The organism is Longimicrobium sp. (assembly GCF_036399255.1).
Classification (GTDB): domain Bacteria; phylum Gemmatimonadota; class Gemmatimonadetes; order Longimicrobiales; family Longimicrobiaceae; genus Longimicrobium.
In genome coordinates this window covers 57,493-73,501 of sequence record NZ_DASWNM010000123.1, presented here as the reverse complement: position 1 = coordinate 73,501, position 16,009 = coordinate 57,493, and the positions used below count along the sequence as shown (strand labels likewise).

Sequence of the window (16,009 nt, the reverse complement as noted above, 5' to 3'; positions counted from 1 at the left end):
TCGGATACGCCGGGGTCAGGTCTTGAGTTGCGATCCAGCCCATTCGTACTGCCGGCCAGATCCTTCGGTCGGCGCCAGGGTGTTGCTTTCGCGGCAGCGGGTCAGGCCAGTCAAGCGGCTGGGCTGATTCTTGAACACACTCGGGGACATGATTCCGGTGCGCGGGCGATGAGTCGCCGCGCGCCGTCACGGGCAGGGGGGATTGGGTCTGATGCACACGCCGCCGCAGGAAATCGAGCCGCTGTTCCGGCGCCTGTTCGCCGGACGGCGGTTCGTCGTGGTGAGCAACCGCGAGCCGTACGAGCACAAGTGGTCAAAGGAGGGGGTGGGGGAGATGGAGGTGGGGCGGCCGGCCGGCGGCCTTACCTCCGCCCTCGACCCCCTGCTGCAGGCGCTGGGGGGAATGTGGGTGGCGTGGGGAAGCGGCGAGGCCGACGGCGCGGCGGTGGACGGCGACCACCGGGTGCAGGTGCCGCCGGAGGACCCGCGCTACACGCTGCGGCGGGTGTGGCTCACCCACAGCGACATCCACCGCTACTATCTGGGGTTCGCCAACCAGTTCCTGTGGCCGCTGTGCCACCTGCGGCCGGACCTTACCCGGGTGCGCTCCCGCTACTGGGAGCGCTACCGCCGGGTGAACCGCCGCTTTGCCGACGCGGTGCTGGAGGAGGTGGGCCAGCAGCAGGCGGCGGTGTGGATCCAGGACTACCACCTGGCGCTGACGGCGCTTTCCATCCGCGCCCGTCGGCCGGACCTGACGCTCGCGCAGTTCTGGCACATTCCCTTTCCCCCGTTCGAGATCTTTCGGCTGGCGCCCCAGGCGGGGTACCTGCTCAAGGGGATGCTGGCCAACGACCTGATGGGCTTTCACCTCCCCATGCACGCCGACAACTTCCTGCGCTGCGCGCGGCGGCTGGCGGGGGCCGAGGTGGACTGGCAGGCGCGCACGGCCACGCTGGACGGCCACACCTGCCACGTGGGCGCGTTTCCCATCTCCATCGACGTGCAGCAGTTCCGCGACGCGGCCACGGCGCCCGGCGTGGACGAGCAGATGGAGCGCATCCGCCGGCGGTACGCGCCGCACGGCGGGGCGATCGGGGTGGGGGTGGACCGGCTGGACTACAGCAAGGGGCTGCCCGAGAAGTTCAAGGCGCTGGAGTTCCTGTGGGACCGGTACCCGGAGTATCGGGGGCGCTTCACCTTCATCCAGGTGGCGGTGCCCAGCCGCAGCGACATCGAGGCGTACGACGAGCTGGCGCAAAAGGTGGACGACCAGGTGCGCGAGATCAACGACCGCTTCGGCACGGCGGAGTGGCGCCCCATCCACCTGATCAAGCAGTCGCTGCCGGTGGAGCGGCTGGCGGTGCTGTACCGGCTGGCGGACGTGTGCATCATCAGCTCGCTGCAGGACGGGATGAACCTGGTGGCCAAGGAGTACGTGGCCAGCCAGGTGGACCGCCGCGGTGTGCTGCTGCTCTCCGAGTTCGCCGGCGCGGCCGAGGCCATGCCCGAAGCCATCCTCATCAACCCGTACGATCCTGAGGGGTGCGCGCTGGCCATCCGCGACGCGCTCACCCTTCCCGCGGACGAGCGTGCGGCGGCCATGGAGCGGCTGCAGGAGTCGCTCACCACCATCTACGACTGGATGCACGAGATGTTCACGGCCTGGGGCGCCGTTCTCCACCACGAGCCCCTTCCCGCCGCCGCCCTCGTCGCGGGCGCGGACGACGACGAGCCGCTGGACCTGGACGACCCCTCATCCCTCGACGCGGCCGAAGGCGAGGCGCGGAGCTAGGTCCTTCCGCCCGCAGCGGAGAAACGCATCGTGCGGAAATAGAGAGAGGACGCGGAGAGGGATTTTCTCTTCGCGTCCTCTCGTTTTCGTTCGCCTCGCACCATCCGCAGGGGTGCGGGATCATCGGGTTGCCGCCACGGCTTCTGTCTCGCATTGCAGCCATGAGAAATTTTTCGAGGAGCACCCATCCTCCCCGGAGCGCCGCCGGAGCCTGCACAACCGACACCTGATGCGCGTCCGTTGCCGCACTCCCGGTCCGCGCATGAATCGGCGGACATCGCGCACGACCGGCTGCCGGGACGGTCGCCGGGTGCGGCAAAAGACGCGCATCAGGTGTCGCGCAGGCGGGGTTCGGCGCGCACCCGGCAACGGCTGGCGATGCGGACGGGATGGAGGCGGACGATGCGGATCGTCTTCCGCGGCGGTGCGGATACGAATCCGGAGAAACACCTGTCATTCTGAGGAAGCGCCCACCCCGGACTTCCGGGAAAGCTAGGAAGCCCGATGGCGCGACCGAAGAATCTCCCTCCCCTCGCGCGGAATTCTCCTCCCGGGCCTAGCCCGGAAGCCCTGCCATGCCCGCCAGATCCCGCCGCCCGGCACGCAGATTTCCGGTCGGCGCCACACTCGTGGGGAAAAGGAGAGCACTCGCAGCGCCTCCCTCAGAGGGTTTTGCTGAACCTCACATCCATGACGAAGCGGTGACTTCCTGAGGGAGCGCATAACGTCCAACCAGAAGTCACACTACAGATAGCGCGCGACCGAAGGACCTCGTCTCGGTGGCGGAGGGGCCAGATCAGGGCGCGGGACCCGCCCTTTCGTTCTGCTGGCGAGGTCCTTCGGTCGGCGCCAGGGTGCAGTGTACAAGCGAGTTACGGAGCGGCGCCTCCCTCAGAGTGTGTTTAAGAATCCCTGCGCTCGCGCCCGTCTGTCATTTCGAAGGAGGCGCCACACCGCACCATCGGCTCGCACGAAATTCGGCGCGCCGACTGAGAAATCTACTGTCTGCTGCTGGTGCTCCGCCGCACCGCTCCGGCACTGGCCCTGTCCGCCCGTGTCGTAGCCGCGAAGCAGGCACGGCTACCGCGTCTGCCCTCCAGCAATCCGAAAGTAGATTCCTCGGCCCTGCAACCTCTGGTGTGAAAGCAGCTAGGGCGCGGCCGGGCCTCGGAATGACAGCGCTGGTAGATCTGCCTGGATGCGCAGCGTCGGATTCTTAAACACGCTCTCAGAGAGGGAGGCGGGTAACGGGTGTCCCGTAAAAAACGCGGATACACACCGCGAGGGACTGCGCTCCACGGCATTTCCGCGGATCAGGCGGTTCGGCTACGCCTCCGCGGTCCACCGGCCGTGGGGGACGCCTTCGCCGTCCAGGGCGGCGGCGAGGGCGTCCACCTCCTCCGGCAGCGTCTCGAGGGCCAGGTTGCAGCGCGCCCGGGCCGCCGGCGGGGCGGGGATGACCTCGGCCGGAATGCCGCGCTCCCGCGCCACCTCTTCCGCCCACAGCGCGTGGTGCGTGGTCTCGAACGTAAAGACGGTCCGGCTCGTCATCCCGCGTCCATTCCCGGTGCGTGGAGGAGGGTGGAATCCTTGCGATAAGTAGCCCCCGGGGTTACACTTGCACCCCTAGCCAAACCTCTGGAAAACAGCGTGTCGCCCGTGCCCGCGCCCGAACAAGCTGCGGCCGGGCGCACCCTGCGTCCAGTGCCGCCGGCCAGCCGCAGGCAAGCCCGGGCGGACCTTTGGGGCCTCCACGGATGACGCACGATTTTGTGCGCGTCAGTAATCCGGCGGGCCAGACGTCGTACAATGGAGGGCGGCACGGCGCCGGCCCTCCTTACTTTCCCACTCCAGCCCCTCGCCGGTGGCGGCGCGCACCGTGGTGCGCACGCGGCGCGGGCGGTCGGACAAAGACGCTCCGGCAGGCAACGCGGAGCAATCGGGATCGCGCCTCGTCACGTCAGACAGGAGCGGAAGCGAGTGGCGCCCCCCGGCCCGGCGCGGGACCGGGGTGCGCAAAGCGGGACAGTGAAGTCGGTCCACAGCGTTTCGCCGGCCCACCGGGGGCCGGCGGTAACCCAGGAGAGAAGCAGGATGACAAGACTTCGTTTGCTGCTTGCCGTGGCCCTTACGCTGGCGCTCGCGCCCGCGGCGGCCCTTGCGCAAGGGGGAAGCATCCGCGGCCGGGTGACCGAGCAGGGCTCGGGCCAGCCGCTTCAGGGCGTTCAGGTGTCCGTGGTGGGGACCAGCCAGACGGTGGTCACCAACCAGCAGGGCGTCTATGCGCTCAACAACGTGGCGGCCGGCCAGCGCACCGTGCGCGCCGTCCGCATCGGGTTCTCGGCCCAGACGCGCACCGTGGCCGTGACCGCCGCCGGCGTCGAGGCCAACTTCACCCTCAGCCCCGACGTGCTGGGGCTGGACGAGGTGGTGGTCATCGGCTACGGGCAGGTGGAGCGGCGGCGCGCCGGCGGCGGCGCCATCGCCTCCATCTCCACCCCCGAGGTGACGCAGAGCGCCCCCGTCGCCACCGTCGAGAACGTGCTGCAGGGCCGCGTCTCGGGCGTGCAGGTGACGCAGAACTCGGGCGTCCCCGGCAGCGCCATCTCGGTGCGCGTGCGCGGCGCCTCGTCCATCACGGCCGGCAACGAGCCGCTGTACGTTCTGGACGGCGTGCCCATGCTGCGCGGCGACTTCTCCACCATCGGCACCTCCATCGGGCAGACCCAGGGCATCGACGCCCTGTCGGACCTGAACCCCAACGAGATCGAGTCCATCGAGGTGCTGAAGGACGCGTCGGCGGCCGCCATCTACGGCTCGCGCGCGTCCAACGGCGTGGTGCTCATCACCACCAAGCGCGGCCGCGCGGGCGACCGCCCCGACATCCGCTTCCAGACCTACTACGGCACGCAGGAGCCCTGGCGCCAGCCGGCGTTCCTGAACGCCCGCGAGTGGGTCGAGGTGCAGAACGACGCCATCGAGCTGGACTTCGGCATCCCCGAGTACTACGGCTTCGACGACGACGACATCCCCCTGTGCGCGGACGACGACAGCGGCGTCTGCAACGAGGAGGAGTTCAGCGGGCGGGTCGACACCGACTGGATCGACGAGATCATGACGTCGGCGCCCACCTCCAACCTGTTCGGCTCCATCGCCGGCGGCACCGAGCGGGCCCGCTACTACGTCAGCGGCACGCGGTTCCTGCAGGACGGCATCGTGTCGGGGTACGGGTTCGAGCGGCTGAACGGGCGCATGAACCTGGACTACACCGCCAGCGACCGCATCGTCCTGGGCACCAGCATCTCGCTGTCGCAGGGCGTCATCGAGCGCGCCCGCGGCGACAACACCATCTACGGGCCGTTCGCCAACGCCGTGGCCAGCGCCCCGGTGGACGCGGTGTTCGCCGAGGACGGCGAGTACAACCTGAGCACGCTGGCGTACGACAACCCCGTGGCCCTGAACCGTGAGAACCGCGCCGAAGAGCGCAGCTTTCACGTGGTGGGCAACGCGTTCGCCGACTACCGGGTCACCGAGGGGGTGAACGCGCGGGCCAACTTCGGCCTGGACCGCTACATCCTGCGCGGGTACCTGTACGACTCGCCCATCGTGGGCCCGTCCACCGGCTCCAACGGCTCGGGCGAAGTGGGCAACTCGTACGCGAACAAGGTGCTGGCCGAGGGCACGGTGAACTTCGAGCGGGTGCTGAACGACGCCAACGAGCTGTCGGGCGTGGTGGGCACCAGCTTCGAGCTGAACGACACCGAGACCAACGAGGTGTTCGGGACCCAGTTTCCCACCAGCTCGTTCCGCAACCTGGCGTCGGCCTCCACCATCACCGGCGGCAGCTCCGACTTCACCGAGTACAACCTGCTGTCGTACTTCGGCCGGCTGCAGCACACCTTCCGCGACCGGCTGACGACCACGTTCAACGTGCGCGCCGACGGCTCGTCGCGGTTCGGCGAGAACAACCGCTGGGGCGTGTTCCCCTCCGCGTCGGTGCTGTACCGCATGACAGAGGAGCCGTTCATCCAGAACCAGTCGTTCATCAGCGACCTGGCGCTGCGGGCCAGCTACGGCCGCACCGGCAACCAGGAGGGGCTGGGCGACTTCGCCTCGGTGGCGCTGTTCGGCGGCGGGTACAACTACGGCGACCGGCCGGGGATCGCGCCGTTCCAGCTGTCCAACCCGGACCTGAGCTGGGAAAAGACCGACCAGCTGAACTTGGGCGCCGACGTGGCGTTCCTGGAGGACCGGCTGGGGCTGAGCTTCGACTGGTACCACAAGTACACCACCGACCTGCTGCTGGAGCGCCCCATCCCGCTCTCGACGGGCTTCGAGGAGATCAGCCAGAACATCGGCGAGATGCGCAACACCGGCTTCGAGCTGTCGGCGCGGGCGCAGGTGCTGCGCGCGGCGCGGCGCGGCGGCCTGGAGTGGACCACCGAGTTCAACGTGTCGCACAACCGCAACGAGGTCACCAAGCTGTACGAGGGCCAGGCCATCGACGGCAACTTCGTGGCGCGCGTGGAAGAGGGGCAGCCGCTGGGCTTTTTCCGCGGCTACGTGATGGACGGGATCTTCCAGTCCGAGGACGAGATCTGCTACGACGACACGGGCGCCAGCTGCCCCGCGGGGGTCGGCTTCCAGTCGGAGTTTACCGTCCCAGGCGACGTGCGCTTCCGCGACCTGAACAACGACGGCCTGATCAACGCCACCGACCAGGAGCGCATCGGCAGCCCGTGGCCCGACTACCAGGGCGGGTGGACGAACACGCTGTCGTTCGCGGGGGTGGACCTGTCGGTGTTCACGCAGTTCTCGCAGGGCAACGACACCTACAACGGCACCCGCGAGTACAGCGACGCGTTCGGCACGTTCTACGACAACAACTCGCAGTTCGCCCGTGACCGCTGGACGCCCGACAACCCCAGCAACACCACGCCGCGGGCCACGTACTGGGACGACAACGACAACGTGCGCTCGTCGAGCCGCTTCGTCGAGGACGGCTCGTACGTCCGCATCAAGAACGCGGTGCTGGGCTACACGGTGCCGGAGCGCTTCGCCGGCCGCCTGGGCTCGCGCAGCCTGCGCGTCTACGTCCAGGGTCAGAACCTGGTGACGTGGACCGACTACAGCGGGTTCGATCCCGAGGTCAACTTCAACGGCGCGGCCAACATCACCCGGGGCGTGGACTTCTACACGCTGCCGCAGGCGCGCACGTACACCATCGGCCTGAACGTCGGCTTCTAATGGGAGACCTGCGAATGAAGCTCAGAGCATTCGGCATCATCGCGGTGGCGGCGCTTACGGCGGCCGCCTGCGACGATCCACTCAACCCCACGCCGGAGCAGCAGATCGCGCTGGAAGAGGCGCTCGACAGCCCCGAGGAGGTGGGGGTGGCCGTGAACGCCATGTACGACGCGCTGCAGGAGTGCGACGGCGGCTACTGCCGCGACGTGCTGATGTTTCCGGACGCGTACGCCGGCAACCTGGACGTGACGGGCACCTACGTCAGCGACCGCGAGGTGGGGCGCCAGGCGGTGACCTCCGAGAACACCGCGCTTCCCGAGATCTGGGGCGCGGCGTACGAGGGGATCAACCGCGCGAACAACGTGGTCGCGTCGCTGCCGCTGCTGGAGGACCAGTTCGACGCCGACGAGTACGCCGCGCTCGAGGGCGAGGCGCGCTTCGTCCGCGCGCTGAACTACTTCACCCTGGTCAAGTTCTTCGGCGGCGTGCCGCTGATCACCCAGCCGCGCTGGGTGGTGGACCAGGAGAGCAACGTGCCGCGCAACACCGCCGCCGAGACCTGGCAGCAGATCGAGGCGGACCTCACCGCCGCCGTGGGGCTGCTGCCCACGGCCGGCGACGGCGGGCGCGGCGACGGCCGGGCCAACCGCGAGGCCGCGCAGGCGCTGCTGGCCCGCGCGCACCTGTACCAGGGCGAGTGGCAGCAGGCGTACACGCTGGCCAACGACGTCATCCTCGGCGGCGAGTACTCGCTGGTGGGCAGCTACGCCAGCGCGTTCGACAACGAGCAGACCTCCGAGGCGCTCTTCGAGATCCCGTTCACCGTCACGGACCCGGGCTCCATCGCCTTCTGGATGTTTCCCCGCTCGCTGGGCGGCCGCTGGGGCTTTGCTCCCGCGGAGGACTTTCTTGACTCGTTCGAGGCGGGTGACGAGCGGTTCGAGGTGGCGTACCAGGAGGACCCGTCGGGCGACGAGGAGCACTTCGGTGCCAAGTACACCGACATCGCCACCTCGGCCGACGACGTTCCGGTCATCCGCCTGGCCGAGGTGTACCTGATCCGCGCCGAGGCCGCCGCCCGCCTGGGCAACGTGGCGCAGGCGCTGGCGGACGTGGACGTGATCCGCGACCGCGCCGGGCTCGACCCGGTGGACGCGGACGCCAACGAGAACGGCACCGTGTCGGTGAACGAGGCGCTCGAGGCGGTGCTCATGGAACGCCGGCACGAGCTGTTCTACGAAGGCCACTGGTTCTTCGACCTGAAGCGCTTCGCCGACGTGCCATCCGCCGGCGCCATGCTGACGGAGCTGGGGCTCACGGGCTTCCGCCTGCTGTTCCCGGTGCCGCAGCGGGAGATCGAGGCCAACACCGAGCTGGAGCAGAACCCCGGCTACTGAGCCTGGTGGGGCTGATCGGGCCGATCTGGTGAAGGGATGAAGATGAAGCGGCGCCCCGGGTCTGGGGGCGCCGCTTCGTCGTGAATAGGGAACAGGGAATAGGGAATAGCCGGCAACGGGTCGGGTGCGGCTACGGCTGAACAGGATCCATCAGCAGGGGTCTGCGGAGCAGGTGGGGAACTCACACGGAGTCAACGGGAGTCGACGGAGTTTCTCGTACCGTTCCTCTTTCCACGATGCGAAGGCGGGTGGTTGTGAGCGGAGGCATGGCGCGCCCGTCGACAAGGCATGAGCCGGCGTGGGGGATCGGGAACGGCATTGAGATGGAAATGCGGCAGGGAGCCATCCGCGTTTCTTGAGTGGGTGCGGATCGCCGGATGATCTCCGCGGCGCACGGGAACCGGCCGTCCGCACCACCTGATGCGCGATCTTGAGAACCCTCCATACCTCCACGATGGAGGTGAGCGCACGTTCCAGGACGCTGGCTCAGTGTTCTTCGCAGCCTTGTGGGAGAGGGATGCGCAGGTGAGGGGCCCCGCTGTTACGAACTGCTCCATTCACGCTATCTTGCTGGCCGGTCCGCGAGTTCGATCACCGCATCCCCCCTCTTCCTGATGAGCACGCACGACGCGGCGGCGCACGAGGTGCTGCTGGCCCTGGGCGCCAACCTGGGCGACCCGGTGGCGCAGCTGGCCGAAGCGGTGGAGATGCTGGCGCCGTCCGTGCGCGTGGACGCCGTCTCGTCGGTCTGGCGCAGCGAGCCGGTGGGGTTCGCCGAGCAGCCGGACTTCTTCAACGTGGTGGTGCGCGGACGGACGGCGCTGGAGCCGCCGGCGCTGCTTGCGGCCGCGCAGCGGGTGGAGGACGCGATGGGGCGGCGGCGCAGCTTCGTCAACGCGCCGCGGCGCATCGACGTGGACCTGCTGGCGTACGGCGACCGGGTGATGCGCACGCCCGCGCTTGCGCTGCCGCATCCGCGCCTGCACCTGCGCGGCTTCGTGCTGCATCCGCTGGTGGAGGTGGCCCCGGAGTGGCCGCATCCCGTGCTGATGAAGACGGCGCGGGAGTTGCTTTCCTCGGCTACCGATCTGGAGCGCGTGCAGCGGGTGGGCGCGCTTCCCGGGCCGGGGGCCCCGCTTGCCCCCGCGCCCCGGCCCGGCTAAGCTCCCAGCCGGGCCCGGTGCGCGTCCCCGTTCGCGACCCAGCGACCCAGCATGGCCCGGCCCCACGAGTTTACCGTCGGCGTAGAAGAAGAGTACCAGCTCGTGGACGCCCGCACGGGCGCGCTGCGCAGCCGCGCCCGCTACGTCATCGCGGGCGACTGGGCCGACGAGCTGAAGCCCGAGATGCAGGAGCACACGGTCGAGGTGGAGACCGGCGTGTGCCAGGGCACCGCCTGCGTGCGCGACGACCTGGCGCGGCTGCGCTTTACCGCCGCCGTGGCGGCCGAGGCGCAGGGGCTGCGCATCGTGGCGGCGGGAACGCACCCGTTCAGCCCGGCCGCGGGGCACGTCTTCAACGACGCGCCCGTGTACCAGGAGCTGCGGCAGGAGTACCGCCGCCTAGCCGAGTCGCAGGCCATCTTCGGGATGCACGTGCACGTGGGCGTGCCCAAAGGCGTGGACCGCGCGCGTGCAAGCAATTGCGTACGCCTGCACCTGCCGATCCTGCTGGCGCTCTCGGCCGCGTCCCCGTTCTTCGAGGGGACCGACACGGGGCACGCGTCGTACCGCTCGGTGCTGTGGCGCCGCTGGCCGCGCACGGGCGCGCCGCCGCGCTTCGAGAGCGACGCCGACTACGCGGCGCTGGTGCGCTGGCTGATGGAGTCGGGGCGCATCGACGCGCCGGGGCGGCTGTACTGGGAAATGCGCCCGCACCACGTGTATCCCACCATCGAGGCGCGCATCAGCGACTGCACGCCGCGGGTGGAGGACGCGGTGGCCATCGCGGCGCTGCTGCGGGCGCTGGTGGCCGGCGCGGCCGAAGGGGTGCTCCCCGAGTCGCCGCTTCCCGAGGCGTGGGTGCAGACGCTGATGAGCGACAACGGCTGGCGGGCCAGCCGGTACGGCTCGGCGGCGGAGCTGGCGGACGTGGAGAGCAGCGAGCCGCGCACGCTGTCGGTGGCGGCGTGGGTGGAGCGGCTGGGCGAGCGGCTGGAGGGCGTGGCCGCGGCCCTGGGCGACGCGGACGAGCTGGCCGCGCTGCCGGCGCTGCTGCAACGCGGGTGCGCGGCCGACGCCATCCGGGCGCGCGCGGGGGAGATGGACGGCGACCTGGGGCGGGTGGCGCTCTGGCTCGCGGACGAGACGGTGGTGGGCGCGGGGATGGACCGCCGCGCGGCGCAACGATTACAGGAACCGGTATGAGCACGCCCCACAGGGTCAAGGTCGCACTTCCCGAAGCCAACTCGCGCGGATACGAGGTGCTGGTCGGCGCCGGGCTCTTTTCCACCCTCGCCTCCGTCCTGTCGCGCTTCTGTCCCGCCCACCGCTACGCCGTGGTCACGGACGACCGCGTGGCCGAGCTGTACGCCGTGCGCCTGTCGCGCATGCTGCACGGCGCCGGCTACCGCACCGACGTGTTCGCGTTCACCCACGGCGAGGCGCAGAAGACCCGCGAGACCTGGGCGCTGGTCAGCGACGCCATGCTGGAGTCCGGCTGCGGGCGCGACACCGCCCTGCTGGCGTTCGGCGGCGGGGTCCCGGGCGACCTGGGCGGCTTCGTCGCGGCCACGTACATGCGCGGGCTGCCATACGTGCAGGTGCCCACCTCGCTGCTGGCCATGATCGACGCCTCCGTGGGCGGCAAGACGGGGGTGGATACGCCCGGGGGCAAGAACCTGGTGGGCGCCTTTCACCAGCCGCAGTGCGTGATCATCGACCCCGAGCTGCTGCAGACGCTTCCGCAGGCGCACCTGCGCGCCGGCCTGGCCGAGGCCGTGAAGCACGGCGCCATCGCCGACGCCGAGTACCTGCAGTGGATCGACCAGAACGCCGAGTCGCTGCTGGCGGGCGACACGCAGGCGCTGGCGCGGCTCATCGTGCGCTCGGTCGAGATCAAGGCCGAGATCGTGGCCCGGGACGAAAAGGAGAGCGGGCCGCGCAAGCTGCTGAACTTTGGCCATACCATCGCCCACGCGGTCGAGGCGGTGAGCGGCTATGCCATGCTGCACGGCGAGGCGGTGTCGGTGGGGATGGTGGAGGAGGCGCGCATCGGCGAGCGCTCGGGGGTGACGGTGGCGGGGACGGCCGCGCGCCTGCGCAAGCTGCTCACCAGGCTGGGCCTGCCCACGTCGCTCCCCATGGACTACGGCGCGGACGCGGTGGTGGAGTGGACGCGCAGCGACAAGAAGGCGCGCAACGGCCGGGTGGAATACGCGCTCATCCAGGACATCGGCACGCCGCTCATCGGCAAGGAAGGCCGCTGGGGGCATCCCGTGGCGGACGAGACGGTGGCGGCGGTGCTGGCGGGGGCGGGGCGGGGGTGAAGGGGTGAACGGGTGAACGGGTGAACGGGGAGGCGCGCCGGCAGGCGTCGACCCGGGCCGCCGGGGATCGCGGTTGAACCCGGATTGGAACCCGGGGCTGGAAAAGCCAGAAGCCCCCGCCCAGGGCTCGCGGAACTCGCCAGGCGGGGCTTTGCGTGATCGGAGGCGGTGGCGCCGGAGTGCGGGCTTGGCGCACGCGAGCAGGTGAAGCCCCGTTCGGTGAGGAACGAACCGAGACGGGGCTTGTGGCCCTTCCAGCCGCGGGCTTTAGCCCGTGGGGGGGGGCGGGGCCGCGGGACCGCGGGACCGGGCCGAAGCGGGCGTCACCCGTTCACCCGTTCACCCGTTCACCCGTTCACCGCAAACCCGCCCGAGGCATCAGAATCAAACCCGACCGGCCTGGGGACCACCCCCGGCCGGCTTTCTCGCAAACAGGACGCAGGTGGCCGAAGCACAGAAGCGGCACGCGCCGCGGCACCGGGTGGAGTACGCGCTGGCACGCACGCTGGAAGGCGCCGTGGCCTCGCTGCCCGAAGGGATGGCCGACGCATTCGGGCGGCGGCTGGGCGCGGCCGTGTACCGGATGGGGATCCGCCGGGCCACGGTGGAGCAGAACCTTCGCCTGGCCTTTCCCGACCGGACGGAGGCGTGGCGCAACTCCGTGGCCCGCGGCGCGTACGAGCACCTGGGGCGCGAGGCGGCGGCCATGCTGCGGCTGGCCAAGCTGGACCCGCGGGCCGTCGTCGAGCGCACCGTGACGCGCGGGTGGGACGAGATGGAGGGCGCGCTGGCGGAAGGAAAGGGGTGCATCCTGGTCACCGGCCACTACGGCAACTGGGAGATCGCCGCCGCCGCCGTGGCCGCGCGCGGGGTGCCGATCGCCGCCATCGTCCGCCGCCAGGGCAACCTGCTGGTGGACCAGCGCCTGGACGACACCCGCCGGCGCCTGGGCGTGGAAACCGTCTCGCAGCGCGAGGCCCCGTCCCGCATCCCCCGCGTGCTGCGCAAGAACGGCGTGGTGGGGATCGTGGGCGACCAGGACGCGCGCCGGGCGGGGGTGTTCGTCCCCTTCTTCGGCGTGCCGGCGTCCACGCACCGCGGGCCGGCGCTGTTCGCCCTGCGCTTCGGCGCGCCGGTGTTCGCCTGCGTGGCGCGGCGGCTCCCCGGCCCCGGCGTGCGCTACGAGGTGTCGGGGACGCGCGTTCCCGTGCCGCGCACGGGGGACCTGGAGGCCGACATGGAGGCGCTGACGGCGGAGCTGGCGGCGCGGCTGGAAGCGGCGGTGCGCGAGGCGCCGGAGCAGTACTTCTGGTTCCACCGGCGGTGGAAGAGCAAGCCCAGACCGGAACCGGACATGGGCCGGCCGGGTATCTTCCCGGCTGGCGGCGCGGGGGTGGACGACGTGGAACAGGACGACCTTTGATCTACATCTGCATCCCGGCGCTGGACGAGGCGCCCACCGTGGGGGTCCTGCTCTGGCGCATTCGCCAGGTCATGACGGAGTTCCGCCGCGACTTCCACATCATCGTGCTGGACGACGGCTCTACCGATGGAACCAGCGAGGTGCTGGCTCCGTACGGCCGGGTGCTGCCGCTGACCCTGCTGCGCAACGAGCAGCCGCGGGGGTACGCCGCGGCGCTGGAGCAGGTGCTGCGCGAGGCGGTCAGCCGCTCCACCCATCCCAAGCGCGACACCGTGGTGGTGCTGCAGGCGGACTTCACCGAGCCCCCGGACGAGATCCCGGCGCTGGTGAAGCGGCTGGAGGGCGGCGCGGACGTGGTGGGCTCCACCCTGGGCTCCGTCCAGGGCGAGGTGACGCGGGGGATGCGCTGGTCGCGGCGCGGGCTTCCCTGGCTGCTCTCCGGCGCCGCGCTGCCGCGCGAAGGGGGCGACCCGTTCCTGGGGTTCCGCGCCTACCGGGTGCAGGTGATCCGGCGCGCGCTGCAGGACCGTGAGGGCGCGCCGCTGCTCACCAGCCAGGGGTGGGCCGCCAACGCCGAGCTGCTGATGCGCGTTGCGCCGCACGCCCGGCGCGCCGACCAGGCGCCGGTGGAGATCCGCTACACCCGGCGCGAGCGCGCCACGCGCTTCGAGCCGTGGGCGGCGCTGCGCGAAACGTGGGCGCTGGCCCGGCGGGCGCCCCGGCGCGGGCCCGCAACGGCCGCGGCGGCGGATCCTGCGCCCGCGGTGGCGGCGACGCCGATCCCGGCGGAAGCGGCGGAGCCTGTCCCCACCGAGGGGCGGCCGCCGCGCAGAAGACGAAAGCGAGGAAATCGTGAAGGCAATATTCAGGATCGGCCGGAAGAGTAGGACCGCGTTCGCCATCGCGGTGGCGGCGCTGGTGGCGGGGGGGACGGACGCGGCGGCCGAGGCGCCGCAGCAGCGCCTGCCCTTTCGCTCGGGCGAATCGGCCACGTACCAGGTAAAGCTGGGCGCCATCTCGGTGGGGCGCGGCAGCCTGGCCATCACCGGGCTGCAGACGGTGCGCGGCCAGCAGGTGTACCACACGGTGATGACGCTGCAGGGCGGCAACGCGCTGGTGCGCGTGAACGACCGGTTCGAGTCGTGGATCGACACGGACGGGCTGTTCTCGCGGCGCTTTCACCAGAACCAGCACGAGGCGCGCTTTCGCCGCAACCGCACCTACGAATTCTTTCCGGAGGAGCGCACCTTCCGGCGCGAGAACGGCCAGACCGGCACGCTGCCCACCAACCAGCCGCTGGACGACCTGTCGTTCATCTACTTTGCGCGCACGCTGCCGCTGGAGCCGGGGGCCACGTACACGCTGCCGCGCTACTTCAAGACCGACGGCAACCCGGTGGTGCTCCAGGTGCTGCGCCGCGAGACCATCGAGGTGCCGGCGGGCCGCTTTCGCACCATCGTCGTCCGCCCGGTCATCCGCACGGACGGCCTGTTTGGCGAGGGCGGCCGCGCGGAGGTGTTCTTTTCCGACGACGAGCACCGCATTCCGGTGCTCATCCGCAGCCGCGTTCCGGTGGTGGGATCGCTCAGCATGCACCTGCGCTCCTTCCGCCCCGGCACCTGAGCCCGCGGATGGCGTACGACAGACGAGAGGGCGCGGAGAGCGACGCTTCCGCGCCCTCTTTCGTATCTCCGGGATTCACGCCGGCAGCCGCGGCCCGGGCGGAGCAACATCCAGAGCGAGGGCGGGTTCGATGGGATGGATGAAGATGCGCAGCGGACGGCTGGTGCGGGTGCTCGCGGCGGCCGTGGTGGTGGCGGGCCCGTCGCTGGCGGGGGATGCGCGGGCGCAGCGCCTGCCGTTCGCGCCCGGGGAGCATGCCGTCTACCAGGTGCGGCAGGGCCCGATTCCCGCCGGCACCGCCACCCTTTCCGTCACCGGGCGCGAGGTGGTGCAGGGCGAGCAGACGCTGAAGACGGTGCTGACGCTGCGCGGCGGCAACGCGTTCTTCCGCGTGGACGACCTGTACGAGTCGTGGATCGACACGGACGGGCTGTTCTCGCGGCGCTTTCACCAGCGCCTGCGCGAGGGGCGCTACCGCCGCGACCGTACGTACCACTTCAACCCCGAGCGGCGCACCTATCGGCGCGAGAACGACGAGACCGGCACGCTGCCCACCAGCCAGCCGCTGGACGACCTGTCGTTCCTCTACTTTGCGCGCACGCTGCCGCTGGAGGTGGGCGCCACCTACACGTACCCGCGCTACTTCAAGGCGGACGGCAACCCCGTGGTGCTGCAGGTGCTGCGCCGGGAGACCATCCGCGTCCCCGCGGGCGAGTTCCGCACCATCGTCGTTCGCCCGATCATCCGCACCGACGGGCTGTTCAGCAAGGGCGGCCGCGCGGAAGTGCATTTTTCCGACGACGCCTACCGCATTCCGGTCCTCATCCGCACCGCGGGAATCCCGCTGGGCGGCGACCTGACCATGCGCCTGCGCTCGTTCCGCCCCGGCACCTGATCCCAGATCCGGAAAAACAACACCTTCAGGGTACAGAGGAACAGAGTCAAACAGAGAAAGCGAGTGGAAGCATGATCTCGTTTTCTCTGTCTGACTCTGTTCCTCTGTACGATCATTCTTTTCCGTGGAGCCGGGGATGTGG

The 16,009-nt window shown here is 70.3% G+C and carries 11 protein-coding genes; 10 read left to right on the top strand and 1 reads right to left on the bottom strand.

The features are described from left to right. The first annotated feature begins 211 nt into the window (after window positions 1-211). Window positions 212-1,795 (top strand): trehalose-6-phosphate synthase, encoded by a 1,584-nt coding sequence (locus tag VGC13_RS23165; protein WP_331127677.1) that lies wholly within the window; start codon window positions 212-214, stop codon window positions 1,793-1,795. Between the two features lie 1,326 nt (window positions 1,796-3,121). Here VGC13_RS23165 and VGC13_RS23160 read toward each other — a convergent pair. Continuing rightward, complete coding sequence (locus tag VGC13_RS23160; RefSeq protein WP_331127676.1) at window positions 3,122-3,346, bottom strand: DUF3343 domain-containing protein; 225 nt, start codon at window positions 3,344-3,346, stop codon at window positions 3,122-3,124. A gap of 543 nt (window positions 3,347-3,889) precedes the next feature. On the opposite strand from VGC13_RS23160, the gene VGC13_RS23155 reads away from it, so the two are divergent. The 9 genes from VGC13_RS23155 (at window position 3,890) to VGC13_RS23115 (ending at window position 15,867) form a co-directional block, all read left to right on the top strand. Next, window positions 3,890-7,042 (top strand): TonB-dependent receptor, encoded by a 3,153-nt coding sequence (locus VGC13_RS23155; protein ID WP_331127675.1) that lies wholly within the window; start codon window positions 3,890-3,892, stop codon window positions 7,040-7,042. Between the two features lie 14 nt (window positions 7,043-7,056). After that, a complete protein-coding gene (locus VGC13_RS23150) occupies window positions 7,057-8,439 on the top strand; it encodes a RagB/SusD family nutrient uptake outer membrane protein (RefSeq protein ID WP_331127674.1) in 1,383 nt (460 codons plus the stop codon). Between the two features lie 614 nt (window positions 8,440-9,053). Then, complete coding sequence (folK, locus tag VGC13_RS23145) at window positions 9,054-9,602, top strand: 2-amino-4-hydroxy-6-hydroxymethyldihydropteridine diphosphokinase (protein WP_331127673.1); 549 nt, start codon at window positions 9,054-9,056, stop codon at window positions 9,600-9,602. Window positions 9,603-9,653: 51 nt separating this feature from the next. Further along, window positions 9,654-10,805 (top strand): carboxylate-amine ligase, encoded by a 1,152-nt coding sequence (locus VGC13_RS23140; RefSeq protein ID WP_331127672.1) that lies wholly within the window; start codon window positions 9,654-9,656, stop codon window positions 10,803-10,805. After that, window positions 10,802-11,926, top strand: coding sequence for a 3-dehydroquinate synthase (gene aroB / locus VGC13_RS23135; RefSeq protein WP_331127671.1), 1,125 nt, complete (start codon window positions 10,802-10,804; stop codon window positions 11,924-11,926). The genes VGC13_RS23140 and aroB overlap by 4 nt, the downstream gene beginning before the upstream one ends. A 442-nt stretch (window positions 11,927-12,368) precedes the next feature. After that, a complete protein-coding gene (locus VGC13_RS23130; RefSeq protein WP_331127670.1) occupies window positions 12,369-13,349 on the top strand; it encodes a lysophospholipid acyltransferase family protein in 981 nt (326 codons plus the stop codon). Further along, window positions 13,346-14,236, top strand: coding sequence for a glycosyltransferase family 2 protein (locus VGC13_RS23125; protein ID WP_331127669.1), 891 nt, complete (start codon window positions 13,346-13,348; stop codon window positions 14,234-14,236). The genes VGC13_RS23130 and VGC13_RS23125 overlap by 4 nt, the downstream gene beginning before the upstream one ends. Continuing rightward, entirely contained in the window at window positions 14,202-14,972 is a 771-nt protein-coding gene (locus tag VGC13_RS23120; RefSeq protein ID WP_331127668.1) for a DUF3108 domain-containing protein, read from the top strand. Before VGC13_RS23125 ends, VGC13_RS23120 begins: the two co-directional genes overlap by 35 nt. 139 nt (window positions 14,973-15,111) lie before the next feature. Continuing rightward, window positions 15,112-15,867: a DUF3108 domain-containing protein gene (locus VGC13_RS23115; RefSeq protein ID WP_331127667.1), complete on the top strand. Its 756-nt coding sequence runs from the start codon at window positions 15,112-15,114 to the stop codon at window positions 15,865-15,867. The last annotated feature ends 142 nt before the right edge of the window (window positions 15,868-16,009 follow it).

What these genes read in the sequence shown, in the direction of transcription:
- folK (WP_331127673.1), top strand. Translation starts at nt 9,054, where the DNA reads ATGAGCACGCACGACGCGGCGGCGCACGAGGTGCTGCTGGCCCTGGGC.
- aroB (WP_331127671.1), top strand. Translation starts at nt 10,802, where the DNA reads ATGAGCACGCCCCACAGGGTCAAGGTCGCACTTCCCGAAGCCAACTCG.
- VGC13_RS23165 (WP_331127677.1), top strand. Translation starts at nt 212, where the DNA reads ATGCACACGCCGCCGCAGGAAATCGAGCCGCTGTTCCGGCGCCTGTTC.
- VGC13_RS23155 (WP_331127675.1), top strand. Translation starts at nt 3,890, where the DNA reads ATGACAAGACTTCGTTTGCTGCTTGCCGTGGCCCTTACGCTGGCGCTC.
- VGC13_RS23140 (WP_331127672.1), top strand. Translation starts at nt 9,654, where the DNA reads ATGGCCCGGCCCCACGAGTTTACCGTCGGCGTAGAAGAAGAGTACCAG.
- VGC13_RS23115 (WP_331127667.1), top strand. Translation starts at nt 15,112, where the DNA reads ATGAAGATGCGCAGCGGACGGCTGGTGCGGGTGCTCGCGGCGGCCGTG.
- VGC13_RS23150 (WP_331127674.1), top strand. Translation starts at nt 7,057, where the DNA reads ATGAAGCTCAGAGCATTCGGCATCATCGCGGTGGCGGCGCTTACGGCG.
- VGC13_RS23160 (WP_331127676.1), bottom strand. Translation starts at nt 3,346, where the DNA reads ATGACGAGCCGGACCGTCTTTACGTTCGAGACCACGCACCACGCGCTG.